General features: G+C 70.1%; 13 protein-coding genes. 6 read left to right on the plus strand and 7 right to left on the minus strand.

Translation table 11 applies throughout. The features are described from left to right. Positions 1–8 precede the first annotated feature (8 nt). Positions 9–311 (minus strand): hypothetical protein, encoded by a 303-nt coding sequence (locus LDL49_RS23970; RefSeq protein ID WP_225293547.1) that lies wholly within the window; start codon positions 309–311, stop codon positions 9–11. A gap of 87 nt (positions 312–398) precedes the next feature. On the opposite strand from LDL49_RS23970, the gene LDL49_RS23975 reads away from it, so the two are divergent. Together LDL49_RS23975 and LDL49_RS23980 are read left to right on the plus strand one after the other, a co-directional pair. Beyond that, positions 399–710, plus strand: a complete 312-nt coding sequence (locus LDL49_RS23975; protein WP_225293549.1) for a hypothetical protein — start codon at positions 399–401, stop codon at positions 708–710. Further along, a complete protein-coding gene (locus tag LDL49_RS23980) occupies positions 707–1,870 on the plus strand; it encodes a WXG100 family type VII secretion target (protein WP_225293551.1) in 1,164 nt (387 codons plus the stop codon). The genes LDL49_RS23975 and LDL49_RS23980 overlap by 4 nt, the downstream gene beginning before the upstream one ends. On the opposite strand, the gene LDL49_RS23985 is transcribed toward LDL49_RS23980, so the two are convergent. Continuing rightward, a complete protein-coding gene (locus LDL49_RS23985; RefSeq protein ID WP_225293553.1) occupies positions 1,867–2,751 on the minus strand; it encodes a hypothetical protein in 885 nt (294 codons plus the stop codon). The two genes, LDL49_RS23980 and LDL49_RS23985, sit on opposite strands and share 4 nt — an antisense overlap. After that, positions 2,748–3,074, minus strand: coding sequence for a hypothetical protein (locus tag LDL49_RS23990; RefSeq protein WP_225293555.1), 327 nt, complete (start codon positions 3,072–3,074; stop codon positions 2,748–2,750). Before LDL49_RS23990 ends, LDL49_RS23985 begins: the two co-directional genes overlap by 4 nt. A gap of 125 nt (positions 3,075–3,199) precedes the next feature. Between LDL49_RS23990 and LDL49_RS23995 the strand changes: the two genes are divergently transcribed. Continuing rightward, positions 3,200–3,628 (plus strand): YbaB/EbfC family nucleoid-associated protein, encoded by a 429-nt coding sequence (locus tag LDL49_RS23995; RefSeq protein WP_225293557.1) that lies wholly within the window; start codon positions 3,200–3,202, stop codon positions 3,626–3,628. Positions 3,629–3,719: 91 nt separating this feature from the next. Here the strand turns inward: LDL49_RS23995 and LDL49_RS24000 are convergent, their stop codons facing one another. From LDL49_RS24000 to LDL49_RS24010, 3 genes are all read right to left on the minus strand, one after another. Continuing rightward, positions 3,720–5,807, minus strand: coding sequence for a serine/threonine-protein kinase (locus LDL49_RS24000; protein WP_225293560.1), 2,088 nt, complete (start codon positions 5,805–5,807; stop codon positions 3,720–3,722). Between the two features lie 104 nt (positions 5,808–5,911). Then, on the minus strand, positions 5,912–7,081 hold the full coding sequence (locus LDL49_RS24005) for a S8 family serine peptidase (RefSeq protein WP_225293561.1): 1,170 nt from the start codon (positions 7,079–7,081) through the stop codon (positions 5,912–5,914). Between the two features lie 96 nt (positions 7,082–7,177). Continuing rightward, the gene (locus LDL49_RS24010; RefSeq protein ID WP_214633406.1) at positions 7,178–7,450 is read right to left on the minus strand and encodes a WXG100 family type VII secretion target; all 273 of its coding nucleotides are present in this window, start codon (positions 7,448–7,450) and stop codon (positions 7,178–7,180) included. 122 nt (positions 7,451–7,572) lie between these two features. Here LDL49_RS24010 and LDL49_RS24015 point away from each other — a divergent pair, with 122 nt between their 5' ends. From LDL49_RS24015 to LDL49_RS24025, 3 genes are all read left to right on the plus strand, one after another. Further along, positions 7,573–8,292, plus strand: coding sequence for an SDR family NAD(P)-dependent oxidoreductase (locus LDL49_RS24015; RefSeq protein WP_225293563.1), 720 nt, complete (start codon positions 7,573–7,575; stop codon positions 8,290–8,292). 73 nt (positions 8,293–8,365) lie between these two features. Further along, positions 8,366–10,111, plus strand: a complete 1,746-nt coding sequence (locus LDL49_RS24020; RefSeq protein WP_225293565.1) for an acetyl/propionyl/methylcrotonyl-CoA carboxylase subunit alpha — start codon at positions 8,366–8,368, stop codon at positions 10,109–10,111. Positions 10,112–10,239: 128 nt separating this feature from the next. Continuing rightward, positions 10,240–11,634 (plus strand): hypothetical protein, encoded by a 1,395-nt coding sequence (locus tag LDL49_RS24025; protein ID WP_225293567.1) that lies wholly within the window; start codon positions 10,240–10,242, stop codon positions 11,632–11,634. A gap of 64 nt (positions 11,635–11,698) precedes the next feature. On the opposite strand, the gene LDL49_RS24030 is transcribed toward LDL49_RS24025, so the two are convergent. After that, a complete protein-coding gene (locus LDL49_RS24030; RefSeq protein ID WP_225293569.1) occupies positions 11,699–13,093 on the minus strand; it encodes an NAD(P)H-quinone dehydrogenase in 1,395 nt (464 codons plus the stop codon). Positions 13,094–13,128 lie beyond the last annotated feature (35 nt).

A 13,128-nucleotide genomic window follows, 5' to 3' on the forward strand; every position in this document is an offset into this window, starting at 1 on the left:
CACGAACGTCAGCCTCGAGTGTCGTTTTCGGCTGCCTCGTACGTGTTGGCGGTGACGTGCATCCCGTCCCGGGTACCTTCGAGCTCGTCGATGTAGTTGTCGAAGCCCTTGAAGATGGCCTTCGTCCGGTTGGGGAAGCTCTTCTCGAACTCCGCGCCGTACTGGTCGTCACCCATGGGCCGGCCCTCGGCGGCGAACACCTGGCGCAGCTCCTCACGCACCTCGCGCACGTGCTCGGCCTCCTCCCGCACCTTTTCGGCCCCGCGCCGGATATTTGTCCACTGCGCGGAGTAGCCGTCTTGCTGCCCCAATAGTTTCTCCTTCCTCAGGGACATCCCCGATAACTGTCCACTATGCTCATGTTTCGTGCACTTCGCAGCAATACGTCTGGGGGTCCGATGAGCGGCTGGGTCGACGTGCACTTCCAGGCGCTCGAAGAATGCGGGAAACGGGCCCGCAAAGTGGCGAACATGTTCGACCTGGACGACGCGTTCGAGGGCACCAAGTCCACCGCGCCGACCGGGGGGACCTCGTCGAAGACCTTCGGCGACCTCAAGGACTCCGGCGGCCTGGCCACGGACGTCGACAAGGTCTGGCGGGCGCTCAATGACGAGCTGCAGGCGGGCAAGAGCCGCCTGACCAGCGTCGAGAAGGCCATCGACCAGGTGGAGACCAACCTGCGCAAAGCCTCGAAGGCCTCCGGCGGATGAGCGGCGTCGGCGACCTTCCCGGTGGCGGCCGGCTGGCCGCCCTCCTCGCCAAGGTGACCGGCAATCCGCAGGCGATCAGGAGCACCGCGAACGCGTGGCGGACGGCGGCCGGTCACGTCACCAGGTCGACCAACTCCCTGACCAAGTCGGTCGGCGAGGTGGACAAGGCCTGGCAGGGCGGCTCGGCCGACGCGTTCACCAAGCACATGGCCGCCTACCCGCGGGCGAGCGCCGGTCTCAATGACGCGCTGTCGGCCTGCGCCGACGCTCTCGACAAGGCGGCCACCTCGCTGGAGGACGCCCACGGCAAGGTGAACGCCCTCTGCCAGGACGCGGTCCAACGCGCGGCGGAGTACAAGACCCAGTACGCGAAGCTGAACCCCAAAGCCACCGCCCAGGACGCCGAGGACGCTCTGGCCAAGACGACGATCGTCAGCGGCAACGTCACGAAGGCGGAGAAGCTGGTCGAGAAGGCCGAAGGCGACCTTGAGGACGCCAAGAAGGCGCTGGCCAAGGAGCTCGGCGCGGACGGCGAGTTCGGCTTCTTCACCAAGGTCCCCCGGCCGGACGGGGCCGACTTCGAGCCGGGCGACCACAAGGTCGAGTGGGTCAGGACGCCGTTCGAGGACAAGCGCACTTCGCTGGAGTCGGCGGCCGCCGCCGGTGGCAGCGACGGCGGCGGCGCGGGCGGCGGCGCCGGCTACGCCTTCAGCGGCGGCGTCTCCTCGGCCGACAACGCGCCGGCGCCCAAGGCCGACGTGGTGGAGTGGATCAAGGAGGCCCTCCGGATCATCAAGTCTCCGGAGATGGCCGACACGCTGCGGGCCAGGGGGCTGCTGGACAAGATCCAGGACCTCGACCCGAACGACCCCAAGGACATCCAGCGGATCTGGACCATCATCTACAACGAGTCCGGGGGCAACCCGAGCGCCATCAACAACTGGGACATCAACGCCAAGAACGGCATACCGTCGCAGGGGCTGATGCAGACCATCCCGCCCACGTTCGACTCCAACAGCCTGCCGGGGCACAAGCAGATCCTGGAGCCGGTGGACAACATCATCGCCGGGGTCCTGTACACGTACAAGCGGTACGGATCGCTCGGCGAGCACCCGGGCATCGCCTCACTGGAGCGGGGCGGCGGGTACCGCCCCTACTAGGTGGTCTCCTGGTTGGGCTCCACCCAGTCGAACTTGTCGGAGCCCGGAGGCAGCTGACCGGGCTTCGGCGGAGCCTTGAACGACGGGAACTTCGCGGCGTCGATGGTCGCCTGCTCGAAGTCGATCTCGGCGGCGCCGCCCGGCTTGATGTAGCCGAACTGGTGCTCCTTCTTGATCACGGTGGACATGATGTCGCCCGCCCCGCGCAGGCCCGACACCAGCGTCAAGGTCAGCACGGCCACCGCGCCGGTGGTGCCCGAGGCGATGAACTTCTCCAGCAGCCCGCCGTACAGCTTGGTGTGGGGGAACGCCTGCAGCTGCTTGGCGAACAGCAGCAGGGTGGCCGTCGTCACGCCCAGCGTGGCCAGCTTGACCCAGTAGCTCCGGTACCCGGCGGCCACCTCGTCGACCATGCCCCCGACGTCGCCGAGCACCCCGCGCAGCGCACCGATCTCCCGGTGGAAGAGCCACACGACCCGCTCGAACTCCTGCTGGTCGAGGGCGATCCAGCCGCTCCGCGACGTGGCGACGAGCTGGGGCAGCAGCTGCTTGACCCCGTCGTCGAGCCGGTTGGAAATGCCGTTCTTCCAGTTCGCGGCCGCCTGCGCCATACCCGGCTCGTTGGCGATGGCCGTACCCGCGACGATCACGGCGGGCACCAGCCACGCCGACATCCGGCCCAGCCGCTTGATCGACTCCAGCACCTTGGGCCCGATCGGCTCCGGCATCTGCGGAGGCGGCCCGAAGGTGGGCGGCTTGTAGGCGTTGTAGCCCGGCGTGTTGGGCGCGTTGTAGCCGGGATACCTGTAGGGCGAGTAGCCGGTGTTCGCGGTGGAGGGCGGGTTGTAGGCAGGATGCCGCAGGTTGTCGTAGGAGCTCATTTGCGGTACCTCACGGCGCTGGCCTTCTCGGCGGTATGCCAGTTGCGCTCGGCCCGCTCGAGCGCCCCCGACCAGCTGTCGATCGTCTTCTCCGCCTCGCCCAGGGTGCTGTCGGCCCACCGGCACATGCCGTCGTAGGTGCCGCCCAGCACCATCTCCCCGAGTACGCCGAAGCCAGGCGACTCGATCCCGACCGTGCCGACCAGGCTCCTGACGAAGGACATCGCCACCTTCAGCTCATCGTCCACCCGATCACGCAGGTGACCGATGGCCGTGGAAGTGACGTAGATCTCCTGTCCCGGCGTAGCCGCTTTCATCGTCATATGTACGAATTCTTCCTGATGTCGGGTCTCGTCTCCCCGCTCTCATGGCAGTCTTAATGATCAGTTAGACGACTGGACGGCTTCCGATTGGCGTTCGTTAACCTGCTGCCGGTGGCGTGGGGCGCATGGATTCCAGTGACCCCCGCCTCGTGGAGCTCGACCGGCTCGTACAGGCCAGCGAACGGACGATGCGCGAGCTCGAAAACGCCACGCAGGCGCTACGTCAGCTGACCGGCTCGGGTGAGAGCCGCGGCGGAGCGGTCTCCGCGCGCGTGGACGCCGACAGCAGGCTCGTCGACGTGCAGATCACCCACCGGGCCATGCGGCTGGATCCGGAAGAGCTGGGCCGCGACGTGGTCGAGGCCGTACGCGCGGCCCAGGAGGACCACGAGCGACAGGCGCGCGACCTGCTCGGTCTCGGGATGGTGCCGGGCGATGAGGACGTGCTGGGCACGTTCAAGCGCGACCTGGACGAGTTGCAGGACGCCTACGCCCGCGAGACCGGCGAACGGCTCGAAGGGATGCGCCGCACCCAGCGCGCCTGGGAGGACTGACCCCCGGGCAACGGCAGTGCCCGTGAGGACCCCCGGACGGCAGCGGGGCCGGTGAGGATCACTCCTCACCGGCCCCGCTTTTCGCGCTGTCTCAGCCGCAGTTGCCGTATGGGGCGCTGGTGCTGCCCGAGGCGGTGCTGCCCGCGTACTTCACGCACTTGCCCTTGGCGGGAAGCTTGACCGGGCCCGCGTAGTAGTCGTACATGCCGGAGTCGGTCCTGCTCCCCCCGCCCTGCACGTCGAGGGTGGCGCTGACCTGGCTCTTCACACCCACGTTCGTGGTCTTCATGGTGACCACGCAGTTCTCGCCGCTGCCGCTGTTGTAGAGCTGGTAGGTCACCCCGCCCGCGAACGAACCGCTGCGCTGCACGCTGAACCCGGATCCGCACACCTGCGTCGGCGTGTAGGGGTTCGTCTTGGGCGGCGTCGGCGTCGGCTTGGCCGTCGTCTTCGTCGGCGTCGGCTTGGCCGTGGTCTTCGTCGGCGTCGGCTTGGCCGTGGTCTTCGTCGGCGTCGGCTTGGGCGACTGAGTGGTCTTCGTCGGCGTCGGCTTCGGCGCCTCAGTCGTCTTCGTCGGCTCCGGCTCCGGCTCCTTGGTCTTGCTCGGCTCCGGCGTCGGCTCCGGCTCCTTGGTCTTCGTCGGCTTCGGGTCCGGCGTCGGGTCCTGCTTGGACTCGGTCGGCGTCGGTGTCGGCGTGTGGCGTTTCCGGCCCTTGCGCTCGGTCGAGGCGCTCGCGGTGGGCTGCGTCGCCGTCGGCTGCGCGGCCGGCTGCGTCACCGTCGGCTGGGTCACCGGCTGCGTGAGGATGGGCTGCGGCGTCGGGACCGTGCTGAACTCCGGCGCCGTGGGCGCCTGCGAGGGATAGTCGGTCGGCAGCACCAACGGGGCCACGTCGGTCGGGTCGGGGCTGGCCGACGCCCAGGGCACCGTCACGTCGGGCTGCGACTGCTGCGGGTCTGGCTGGCCGGGCTGCAGCTGCTGTTGCTGTGTGGAGGAGTCACCGCCGCCACCGCCGATCGCCAGCGTGCCGCTCTTCGTGGCCTCCGACGCGGAGTTGGAGACGGGCTCCAGCTTGGCGTAGTGACCGGCGCCCCACAGCCCCACGCCGGACAGCAGCATGACGGCGGTGACGGCCGCGGCGAGCCCGATGGGGAACGACTTGCGCCGGGGAGCGGCGGCGCCGCCCTGGGCCGGTACCTGCCACACCTGGGCAGGCGGCTGCCCGCCGGGCGCCCCTTCCCACGTGGGTCCCTGCTGCGGCACGGGCGGCGGGCCCCACGTCTGCTGCGGGACCGGCACCCCTTCGAGCGGCTGCTGGTGCTCGACCGGCACCTGCAGCGGCGGGAGCTGGATGGTCTGCGGCGGGAAGAGCTCGTCCTGCGGCGCCAGCGGCGGCACGGTGGCGACGACGCCCACCCGTGGCGCGGCGGCCCCGCTCTTGTCCCCGAGAAGCTGCAGCAGCGCGGTGTAGGTGGTCGGCCGCTGCGCGACGTCCTTGGACAGCGCGGAGAGGACCACCCGGCGCAGCGGCTCGGCCAGCGCGCCGACCTCGGGCTCCTCGTTGAGCACCGCCTGGGCGTCGTGCCCGAAGGGCGGCTGCCCGGTCGCGGCGAAGACGATCGACGCGGCCCAGGCGAACACGTCGGCGTAGGGGCCGTAACCCAGTCCGCTGAGCTGCTCGGGCGAGCGGTAACCCAGCTCGCCGACGGCCTCGCCGAGGTCGATGTCGGTGACGCGCGGACCGTCGGCGGCGAGAAGGACGTTGTGCGGGGTGAGCCCGCGGTGCGTGACCCCGGCGAGGTGGACGGCCGTCAGGGCGGTCAGCACGCCCACGGCCACCCGCTCCAGGGTGTCGCCGTCGAGTGGCCCTTCGGCCGCCACCGTTTCGGCCAGGCTGCGGCCCTCGATGTGCTCGCGCACGATGTACGGCTGCTCGCCGTGCATGCCGGCGTCCAGGGTCCTGGCGACGTACACACTCGAAATGCGCTGGACGCCCTTGAACCGCTCGGCGTCCTGCGGGCCCGCGCCCGGAACGGCCGGGAGCAGCTTGATCACTCGGGTGGGTCCGTCGTCGGACTCCTTGCCGAGGTACGCGACTCCTCGCGGCCCCTCGTCCAGCCGTCCAAAGAGGGTGTGAGCTCCTAAGCGCTCTGGATCACCCGGCTGCAGAGGGTGCATCTCTTTCCCTTCACCTCAAAACGCGATCTGCAGTACATTCAACCAAACCTGTCACATTTGCATCAGTAGTTTCGGACGCAACCTGACATTTAACCGTCAGGACATCAGGCCGCCGGACGACCGGGACGCCATCCGCGCCGGCGACCCAGCGGGATGAGCAGAGCGCAGGCCGCCCCCACGCCGGCGATGGCCAGCGCGCCGACCGTCACCAGGAGAGAGACGTTCGTCGCGTGCTCGTCGGGCGCCGGGACCTTGGCCACCGCGTCGGCGGGCAGCGGCGAGGGCGGTGGCGGGGCGACCACCGGGGCGCCGGCCGGGTCGAAGGACAGCGTCGCGGTGACGGCCAGCAGCGGATTGACCATCCCGGCTCCGGTGCCCGTGCCCACAGAGCCGTCGGCCGTGGCGGTGATGCGCTGGCGTACCTGCTGCTGGTCGAGCTTGGGGAAGCGGGCGCGGACGAGCGCGGCCACCCCGGCCACGTACGGCGCGGCGAAGCTGGTGCCCTCCAGGCCGCGCATGTAGCTCTTGCCCGTCCACGGGGCGGTGATGTCCACGCCCGGCCCGAGCACGCCGACCGGCGTGGCCGTGTTGGAGGAGTCGGCGCGCTGGCCGTTGCTGTTGGCGGAGCCGACGGCGAGCACGCCGTCGTAGGCCGCGGGGTAGGCGGGCTCGGGCGGCCCGTCCTCCTTGGTGATGTTGCCGGCGGCGGCCACGACCACGATGTCCCTGGACAGCGCGTACTGGATGACCGCCTTCAGGTCGGGATGGTCGGCGGCCCGCACCGAGACGTTGATCACGTCCGCCTTGCGGTCCACCGCCTCCTTGATCCCCTTGACCAGGTCGGCGACCTCGCCCTCCTCGCTGTTGCTCTGCTTCACCGAGATGAGCTGGGCTTCGGGGGCGACCCCGTGGAAGGGGACCCCGGCGAGGTAGCGACCGGCGATGATGCCCGCGACGGCGGTGCCGTGCCCCACGCAGTCGCGGTAGCCGGTGTGGGTGATGTCGATGAACTTGGAGATCTGGATCTGCGGGTGCTGGTAGTCGACGCCGCTGTCGACGACGGCGACCTTCACGCCCGCGCCCCGGGTGATGCGCCACACGTTCTTGATGTCGAGCCTTCGCTGTGCCCACGGCTCGGTGCCGGGCAGCTGCGTCGTCCCCTTGCGCGGCTTGCACTCGACGGGCGCTGCCCTCTCCGCCTCCACCGCGGCGAAGGCGGGGGCCGAGGCGAGCTGCAGGGCGAGCACGCCCGCCGCGAGAGTCCGTCCGATCATGGCGGAAGAGCGTAGCCTGCCGACCTGAAGGAAAGTACCCCGGCGTCCCTAAGGGAAAGAAGCCCCGGCGGTCAGGCCGGGGCCCCTCCGCGAGACTCAGCGGGTGGCGGACTCGATGTTGCCCCGGTAGGTGTTGATCACCCGGGAGGCCTCCTGGAGCTCTTCCGTCATGCGCTGGAAGGCCGTCCGGTAGTTCTGCCAGGCCCCTTGGAAGCGCTCGGCTCCCGGGCCCGTCCAAGCGGTGCCGACCTTGGCGGCCTCGCGGTCCAGCGCGGTCATCGTGGTGCGCACCGCCTCGGACTGCTGGGTGAATTGGGTGGCCATCTGCTGCATTTCCGCGGGGTCGCCACCGAGCAGGCTCTGGCTCATGCATACCTCCTGGATCGACTGAAAGCGCCCTCAACATAGACGCGTCACTCACACCTCGCTCCTGTTATGCCGAGCGGCTATGGTCTTCCAGAGGAATATTCGGATCTAAGGAGCATCCGGCCATGCGCGAGGTTGTGGTCACCGGCGGTGGCACCGGGATCGGCTACGCGGTCGCGGCGGCGTTCGTCTCCGCGGGCGACCGGGTAACGATCACCGGGCGGCGCGAGCATGTGCTGAAGGAGGCCGCGTCCCGGCTCGGCGCCGACTTCCTGCCCTTCGACGCCGCGAGCCCCGCCGCCGTGAAGGTGGCGGCGAGCCGCCTGCCCGAACGGGTCGACGTCCTGGTCAACAACGCGGGCGGCAACACCAACCTCGACCGGCGGCAGTCCGACGACCTGCTGGACGTGGCCGAGGCGTGGCTGGCCAACCTCAACGCCAACCTGCTGTCCGCCGTCCTCGTCACGACCGCGCTGCTGCCGCGCTTCGCCAAGGGCGGGCGGATCATCACGATCGGCTCGATCGCCGCCCGCGGTACGGGCTCCGGCTCGTACGGCGCGGCCAAGGCGGCCGTCGAGGCGTGGACCGCCGACCTGGCCGCCCAGCTCGGCCCCCGGGGCGTCACCGCCAACGTGGTCTCCCCCGGCCTGGTGGTCGACACCGAGTTCTTCCGCGGCCGCCTGACCGAGGAGGGCATCAGGGCCCGTGTCGAGAACACCCGCAACGGCCGCCCCGGCACCCCGTCTGACGTGGCCGACACTGTTCTGTTCCTCGCCACTCCGGGTGCGCGGCACCTGACGGGGCAGGTGCTCCATGTGAACGGCGGGGCGTACTTGGGTCGCTGAGGGTCGGCCGACAACGAGCACTTACACTCCGTTCAATGCTTGTGGAGAAAGGGCGTCGGAAGGATCTAGGTCGGTGCAGAAGGTTCTGATCGCCAACCGGGGCGAGATCGCCGTCCGGATCGCACGGGCATGCAAGGACGCCGGGATCGGCAGCGTGGCCGTCTACGCCGACCAGGACCTCGACTCCCTGCACGCGAAGATCGCCGACGAGGCGTACGCGCTGGGCGGCCGGTCCGCTGCCGAGACCTACCTCGACATCGGCAAGCTGCTGGAGATAGCCCGGCGCTCCGGCGCCGACGCCGTACACCCCGGTTACGGCTTCCTGGCCGAGAACGCCGGCTTCGCCCAGGCCGTCATCGACGCGGGCCTGATCTGGATCGGCCCGCCGCCCGCCGCCATCGCCGCGCTCGGCGACAAGGTCCAGGCCAGGCACATAGCGCAGAAGGTCGGCGCGCCGCTGGTCGCCGGCACCAAGGACCCGGTGTCGGGGGCGGCGGAGGTGGTCGCCTTCGCCGAGGAGCACGGGCTGCCCATCGCGATCAAGGCCGCCTACGGCGGGGGCGGCCGGGGCATCAAGGTCGCCCGCCGGCTGGAGGAGGTCGCCGAGCTCTACGACTCGGCCGTACGCGAGGCGACCGCCGCGTTCGGCCGCGGCGAGTGCTTCGTGGAGCGCTACCTCGACCGCCCGCGGCACGTCGAGACCCAGTGCCTGGCCGACCGCGACGGCAACGTGGTCGTGGTCGGCACCCGCGACTGCTCGCTCCAGCGCCGCCACCAGAAGCTGGTGGAGGAGGCGCCCGCGCCGTTCCTGTCCGAGTCGCAGGTCGAGACCCTCTACATCAGCTCCAAGGCGATCCTGCGCGAGGCCGGCTACGTCGGCGCGGGCACCTGCGAGTTCCTCGTCGGCCAGGACGGCACGATCTCCTTCTTGGAGGTCAACACCCGCCTGCAGGTCGAGCACCCGGTGAGCGAGGAGGTGTCGGGCCTCGACCTGGTCCGTGAGATGTTCCGCATCGCCGACGGCGGGACACTCGGCTACGCCGATCCGCAGCCACGCGGCCACTCGATCGAGTTCCGGGTCAACGCCGAGGATGCCGGCCGTAACTTCCTGCCCGCCCCGGGCACCCTCATGGTCATGCGCGCGCCGTCGGGTCCCGGGGTGCGGCTCGACTCGGGGTTCGAGGCCGGGATGACCGTGCCGCAGACGTTCGACTCGCTGGTGGCCAAGCTGGTCGTGACCGGCCGTACGCGTACGGAGGCGCTGGAGCGCTCGCGCCGGGCGCTGGCCGAGTTCGAGATCGACGGCATGCCGACCGTGCTGCCCTTCCACCGCGCGGTCGTGTCGGACCCGGCCTTCACCGCCGAGCCGTTCGCCGTCCACACCCGGTGGATCGAGACCGAGTTCGACAACACGATCCCGCCCTACGCGGGCGACGGCTCGGCCGACGAGCCCGCCTCCCGAGAGTCGGTGACGGTCGAGGTGGGCGGCAAACGCCTCGAAGTGGTCCTCCCCTCCGGCCTCGGTACGACCGCCCGAGGCTCCGCCCCGCCCGCGGCCAGGAAGCCCAGACGCGGCGGCGCGAGCAAGCCCGCGGCGGGCGGCGACGCGCTGGTCAGCCCGATGCAGGGCACCATCGCCAAGGTCGTCGCGGCCGACGGCGACACGGTGGCCGAGGGCGACGCGATCGTGGTGCTGGAGGCCATGAAGATGGAGCAGCCACTGACCGCGCACAAGGCGGGCACCGTCACGGGCCTGACCGCCGCGGTCGGGCAGACCGTCACGTCGGGCGCCACGATCTGCGAGATCAAGGACGCTTGATCGTGCCGGAGGCTCGGAGAACCTTGACCACGCCCAGCGCTCGACCGACTCCATACGGGTAACGTGCGCTGTAGAGGAACTTTGTCGAGCGCCCGTTCGTCATCCTGGGCGAAGGAGGCTTGCTGCCAATGACCCATTCGCTGCGCCGAGCAGGGGCCGCGATCGCGGCTCTGATCGCCGGTCTTTTCGTCGTCCTTGCGCTGTCCCCTGCCGCCAACGCGGCGGCCGCACCCCCTGACGCATCGAGCATTGTGTCCTATTGGAAGGACAAGAAGGATCCGCTGTTCGTTCAGCCGGGCTCGCCGCTGACCTCGGACCAGCAGTCCGAGATCCGCGACACGTTGAAGGGTTCCAAGAGCGACATCTACGTCGCGGCCCTGCCCGACGGCACGCTGACGACGGACAATGCCAAGCAGTACCTCGACACCCTTGGCACGGCCACCGCGGCCGCCAAGAACGGGGGCCGGGTCACCGTGGCGGTGCTCGACGGCAACTCCCTGTTCGCGGAGTCCAACTTCGGCAAGCCCGGTCTCACCAACCGGCTGTCCCAGCTCGCGGTGCGTAACCACGACGACGTCGTGTCCGGCATGAACGACTTCGTGGAGCGCATCAACCTCGCCTCCGAGGGCAAGAAGGCCGCACTCGACTCCGGCCCGGTGGGCGGCAGTGGCGGTGGCAGCGGCGCGCTGATCGCCCTGGGCGCGCTCGTCGTGGTCGGCGGCGGCGGCTACTTCGTCTACTCCAAGAACAAGAAGAAGAAGCAGGCCATCCAGGACGCCAAGGACCTGGCCGCGGTCAAGCAGACCGTGGAGGAGGACGTCACCAAGCTCGGCGAGGAGATCACCACGCTGGACACCGACGTCGCGCTCTCCGGCCAGAGCGGCCAGCACATCACCGAGTGGCAGCAGGCACTCGACTCCTACGAGAAGGCCAAGACGCAGCTCGCGGCGGTGCAGCGGGCCGAGCAGGTGCGCGAGGTGACCCAGACGCTGGAGGACGGCCGCTACGCGCTGGCCGTGGTGAAGGCCAAGGTCAACAACCAGCCGGTCCCCGAGCGGCGGGCGCCCTGCTTCTTCAACCCGCAGCACGGCCCGTCCGTACGTGACGTGCGCTGGGCCCCGCCCGGCGGCGCGGTGCGCGACGTACCCGCCTGCGCGAGCGACGCCGAGGCCGTGGAGCGCGGCTTCGACCCGCAGATGCGGGAGGTCATGGTCGACGGCCAGCGGCGTCCCTACTACGACGCGGGCCCGGCCTACCAGCCTTACGCCTACGGCTACTACGGCGGCTTCGGCGACATCATGACCGGCATGTTCATCGGCACCATGATGGGCAGCCTGCTCGGCGGCGGCTTCGGTTACGGCGGCTACGGCGCCGGCTACGCCGAGGGCTTCTCCGACGGCGGTGGCGGTGGCGGCGACTTCGGTGGCGGCGGCGACTTCGGCGGCGGAGGTGGCGGCGGCTGGGGCGACTTCGGCGGCGGCGGCGACTTCGGTGGTGGCGACTTCGGCGGCGGCGACTGGTAAAACGACCAGCGAATGACCGGGCGCGTTCCCTTCGGGGGACGCGCCCGTTTTCGTGAAAGCCCGGTCAGATCCCGATCTGCGCCTCAGGCTGCATCAACCGGCGGGCCGCCTCGGTGATGGATCCCGACAAAGACGGATAAACCGCGAAGGTGTGGGCCAGCTGATCCACCGTGAGCCGCTGCTGCACCGCCACCGAGAGCGCCAGGATCAGCTCCGACGCCCGCGGCGCCACCACGACCCCGCCCAGCACGATCCCGGTGTGCGGACGGCAGAACAGCTTGACGAAGCCGTCGTTGAACCCCTGCATCTTGGCGCGGGCATTGGTGGCCAGCGGCAGCTTGACCACGTTGGCCTCGATCTCGCCGGCCTCGATCGAGCGCTGGGCCACGCCGACCGCGGCGATCTCCGGATCGGTGAAGATGTTGGAGGCCACCGTGGCCAGCCGGAGCGGCTGGACGGCCTCGCCCAGCGCATGCCAGACCCCGATGCGGCCCTGCATGGCGGCGACCGAGGCGAGCATGAGCACGCCGGTGCAGTCACCGGCCGCGTAGACGCCCGGCGCGGAGGTACGCGAGACCTTGTCGACCTTGATGAAGCCGTTCCTGTCGAGCTGGACCCCGGCCTCCTCCAGGCCGATGCCGCCCGTGTTGGGCACCATGCCGACCGTCATCAGCGCGTGGGAGCCCTCAGCCGTGCGGCCGTCTTCGAGCGTGACCACGACGCCGTCGGCGGTCCGCTTGACGGAGGCGGCGCGCGAGCGGCCCATGACGTTCATGCCGCGGCGCCGGTAGACCTCTTCGAGCACCTCGGCGCCGTCGGCGTCCTCGTTGGGCATCATCCGATCGCGGCTGGAGACCAGCGTGACCTCGGCGCCCAGCGAGCGGTAGGCGCCCGCGAACTCGGCGCCCGTCACCCCGGAGCCGACCACGATCAGGTGCTCGGGCAGCGCGTCGAGGTCATAGAGCTGGCGCCAGGTGAGAACGCGCTCGCCGTCGGGCTCGGCCCCCGGCAGGATGCGCGGCGTCGCGCCGGTCGCCACGATGACCACGTCGGCCTTGATCGCGCGGTCACCCGCCTTGACCAGCTGCGGGTCGACCAGCCGCCCGCGGGCCTTGATGATCTCGACACCCTCGGCGGCGACCCGCGTCTCGATGTCGGCCGACTGGGCCTGCGCCAGCTCCTTGACCCGCTTGTTGACCAGCGGCAGATCGACGCTCGCCACGCCGACGTCACCATCGAGTCCGCCGGAGAATCCGATGCCCAGCGAGGGGGCATCGAGGAGGGCCTGTTTACGCACGGAGGTGGCGATGAGCGTCTTGGACGGCACGCAGTCGGTCAGCACGCATGCCCCGCCTGGCCCGTCCTGTTCGACCATGGTGACCTGCGCGCCTAGCTGCGCCGCCACCAGAGCCGCCTCGTAGCCGCCTGGTCCGCCACCGATGATCACGATCCTCGTCACGTGCCCATTCTCCCGCATGACGCGCGCTGACGACG

Origin of the sequence: Nonomuraea aurantiaca (genome assembly GCF_020215705.1) — a bacterium.
GTDB lineage: Bacteria > Actinomycetota > Actinomycetes > Streptosporangiales > Streptosporangiaceae > Nonomuraea > Nonomuraea aurantiaca.